At 69.3% G+C, this 2388-nt stretch carries 3 protein-coding genes; all 3 read left to right on the top strand.

All coding sequences use genetic code 11. The features are described 5' to 3' along the window. On the top strand, positions 1–671 hold a 671-nt coding region (locus tag GPA_RS02830; RefSeq protein ID WP_414735662.1), incomplete at its 5' end, for a phosphate acyltransferase. Between the two features lie 152 nt (positions 672–823). Next, positions 824–1669 (top strand): ribonuclease III, encoded by an 846-nt coding sequence (gene rnc, locus GPA_RS02825; RefSeq protein WP_015538874.1) that lies wholly within the window; start codon positions 824–826, stop codon positions 1667–1669. A gap of 3 nt (positions 1670–1672) precedes the next feature. Beyond that, a partial coding sequence (locus tag GPA_RS02820) for a chromosome segregation SMC family protein (protein ID WP_041238878.1) occupies positions 1673–2388 on the top strand: 716 nt, incomplete at its 3' end.

The following is a 2388-nucleotide window of genomic DNA, read 5'->3' as shown; positions in this document are numbered from 1 at the left end:
CGGCAGGGACGCTCGTCATGGGCCGCATCAAGGGCGTGGCGCGCCCGGCGCTGGCCACGGTCATCCCGTCGCCCGTGCGCCCGGTGGTCATGTGCGACGTGGGCGCGAACGCGGACTGCAAGCCTGCGTACCTCGTGCAGTTCGCCCAGATGGCCACCGTCTACGCCGAGCGCATCGTCGGCATCGAGAACCCGTGCGCGGCGTTGCTGAACATCGGCGAGGAGGAGGCGAAGGGCTCGCAGTTCGCCCAGGAGGCCCACGCGCTGCTGAAGGAGCAGCTGCCCAACTTCGCCGGCAACGCCGAGGGCGGCGACATCCTCCCCGCGAAGTTCGACGTCATCGTCACGGACGGCTTCACGGGCAACGTGTGCCTGAAGACCATCGAGGGCACGTCCAAGACCCTGTTCAAGACGCTCAAGGGCATCATGATGCGAACCCCCGTCACGAAGCTGGGGGCGCTCGCCATCAAGGGCGGCCTGAAGGAGCTCATGGCGCAGGTGAGCCCCGACACGTACGGCGGCGCGCCGCTTCTGGGCGTGAAGGGGGCGCTGCTGGTGGGGCACGGCTCCTCGAGCGCCTTCGCGGTGAAGAACGGCGTGCTCACCACGGCCGGCGTGGTGCGCGCGGGGGTTTCTGAAATAATCGCGCAGACCGTGGCGAAGGGCGCGTAGTCGGCTACAATGAACCGAACGGCAAGGTGGCCCCGGCGCGTCCGCGTCCGGGGCCTTCCTTGCGCCTGGCCTCCCCGTCCTGGCGGGGGCGCGGGGCGGCGCCGACGGACCGGAACACACGAGAGAAGCGACCAGCAGAGGGCCGAACCTTCATGATATTGACCGAAGAGCAAGAACAGAAGCTCGCCAGAGCGCAAGAGATACTCGACTACCGCTTCGATAGCGAGCACCTCCTGCTCTCTGCCATCACCCACCCCTCGGCAACCGAGGGCAAATCCGTCAAGTACTCCTACGAGCGCCTTGAGTTTTTGGGCGACAGCATCCTGGGAGCCATCGTGGCGGCCATCGCGTTCCACCGTTTCCACGACCTGGACGAGGGCGGGCTCACGCGCATCAAGGTGGCGCTCGTGTCGGGCGCGAGCCTGTCGGACGTGGCCGACCGTCTGGGCTTCGCGGACGTCATCGTGTTCGGCTCGTCGGAGACGGGCACGGGCAAGCGCGGCCTGCACTCCGCGCTGGAGAACGTGTACGAGGCCGTGGTGGCGGCGCTCTACCTGGACGGCGGCATCGGGGCCGCGCAGGAGTTCGTGGAGCGCACGCTCATCCCGCGCATGTCGCTGGACATGGCGCGCGAGCCGGAGAACCCCAAGAGCGCCCTGCAGGAGAAGCTGCAGGAGGACGGCATCACGCCCACGTACAAGCTCGTGGAGACGCAGGGGCCGCCGCACGACCGCACGTTCGTGGCGCAGGTGTTCGCCGGCACGCAGGGCCTGGCCCGCGGCACCGGCCGCACGAAGAAGGAGGCCGAGAGCCAGGCGGCCAAGAGCACGCTCGCGCGCCTCGGCGAGTTCTTCGGGCTGGGCGTGGACGAGGAGACGCGCGCCGAGAAGGCCGAGGCGGCCAAGCTGGCCAAGGCCGAGAAGGCGGCGGCGCGCGCCGAGGAGAAGGCGCGCAAGAAGAGCGAGCGCGCCCAGGCCAAGCAGCGCAAGCAGGGGTAGGCCGTGTACCTGAAGTCGCTCGTCCTCAAGGGTTTCAAGTCGTTCGCCGACCGCAGCGCGCTCGCGCTCGAGCCGGGCATCACGGCCGTGGTGGGCCCGAACGGCTCGGGCAAGTCGAACATCTCGGACGCGGTGCTGTGGGTGCTGGGCGAGCGCAACGCGAAGAACCTGCGCGGCCAGGCCATGGAGGACGTCATCTTCGCGGGGTCGTCCGCACGCAAGCCGGTGGGCATCGCCGAGGTGGACCTTGTGCTGGACAACTCGGACGGCACGCTTCCCGTGGACTTCGCCGAGGTGGCCATCACGCGCCGCATGTACCGCTCCGGCGAGAGCGAGTACCTGATCAACGGGGTGGTGGCGCGCCGCATGGACGTGCTGGACATCCTGCACGACACGGGTCTCGGCACCGGCACGCACTCCATCATCAGCCAAGGCTCGCTCGACTCCATCCTGCAGTCCAAGCCGGAGGACCGCCGCGCGCTCATCGAGGAGGCGGCCGGCGTGCTGAAGCACAAGCAGCGCAAGGCCAAGAGCGAGCGGAAGCTGGAGCACATGGACCAGCACCTCGCGCGCGTGAAGGACGTGGCGGCCGAGGTGGAGCGCCAGCTGGGGCCGCTCGAGCGCAAGGCGAAGCGCGCGCGGGCCTACCAGGGGCTGTCCGCCGAGCTCTCCGAGCTCACCTTGGCGCTGGCCGTGGACGACCTGCGCGTGCTGCAGCG

The sequence above is a fragment of the Gordonibacter pamelaeae 7-10-1-b genome (assembly GCF_000210055.1).
GTDB classification, from domain to species: domain Bacteria; phylum Actinomycetota; class Coriobacteriia; order Coriobacteriales; family Eggerthellaceae; genus Gordonibacter; species Gordonibacter pamelaeae.
Note: the sequence above shows the minus strand (reverse complement) of the source record. Positions and strands in the feature narration are given on the sequence as shown.

What these genes read in the sequence shown, in the direction of transcription:
- rnc (WP_015538874.1), top strand. Translation starts at nt 824, where the DNA reads ATGATATTGACCGAAGAGCAAGAACAGAAGCTCGCCAGAGCGCAAGAG.